The organism is Falsiroseomonas oryziterrae (assembly GCF_021864505.1).
In the GTDB taxonomy this organism is placed as follows: Bacteria; Pseudomonadota; Alphaproteobacteria; order Acetobacterales; family Acetobacteraceae; genus Falsiroseomonas; species Falsiroseomonas oryziterrae.
Map to the genome: position 1 here is coordinate 1 of NZ_JAKJIB010000618.1, position 1,035 is coordinate 1,035.

Here is a 1,035-nt window from a genome sequence, read left to right on the forward strand (position 1 = left end):
TCCTGCACGCAGGCGCGCGGCAGCCGCGTGCCGGCCGCCGCCACCGTGTCGGCGACGCGGGCGGCAACCAAGCGCGCACGCGGGCAGCGCGGGTGGAATCGGCAGCCGCCTGGCAGGGCGGCGGCGCTGCCGATCTCGCCGATCGGCCTGATGCGCGGGCGCGACCGCTCCCGCAGCGGGTCGGGGCGCGGCACCGCGGCGAGGAGGGAGACGGTGTAGGGATGCCGCGGCGCGCCATACAGCGCGTCGCGCGGCGCGATCTCCACGATCCGGCCGAGATACATCACCGCGACGCGGTCGCTCACGTGCCGCACCACAGCGAGGTCGTGCGCGATGAAGAGATAGGACACGCCGGAGCGGCCCTGGATCTCCGCCAGCAGGTTCAGGATCTGTGCCTGCACGGAGACGTCGAGCGCCGAGACCGGCTCGTCCAGCACCACCAGCGCGGGGTCGAGCGCGACGGCCCGCGCGATGCCGAGCCGCTGGCGCTGGCCGCCCGAGAACTCGTGCGGGTAGCGTCCCGCCATGGCGCGGCGCAGGCCCACGCGCTCCAGCAGCTCCGCCGCGCGGCGCGCCGCCTCGGTGCGCGGCACGCCATGCGCCGTCATCGGCTCGGCCACGATCTGGCCGGCCGTCATGCGCGGGTCGAGCGATCCGTAGGGGTCCTGGAAGACCATCTGCATGCGCGGCCGCAGCCCGCGCAGCGCCGCCGCGGACAATCCCGTGACGTCGGTCCCGTCGAAGCGGATCGCGCCGCCGCTCGGCTCGATCAGGCGCAGCACCAGCCGGCCCAGCGTGGACTTCCCGCTGCCGGTCTCGCCCACCAGCCCGAGCGTCTCGCCGCGGGCGAGGGTGAAGGAGACGCCGTCCACGGCGCGCACCTCGGGGCGTGCGGCACCGAACAGCGGGCGTCCGCCGCCGAAGCTGCGGCGCAGCTCGGCGACCTCCAGCAGCGCGGTCATGCCGCCGCCGCCCGGAGCGCGTCCTGCCGGTGGCACGCGGCGCGGTGCGCAACCCCGTGCAGCGCCGGCGCGA

At 76.4% G+C, this 1,035-nt stretch carries 1 protein-coding gene; it reads right to left on the minus strand.

Going from position 1 to position 1,035, the window contains the following annotated elements; translation table 11 throughout:
• The coding region (locus L2I40_RS23660; protein ID WP_237217795.1) for an ABC transporter ATP-binding protein at positions 1-962 on the minus strand (962 nt) is incomplete at its 3' end.
• Positions 963-1,035: the final 73 nt, after the last annotated feature.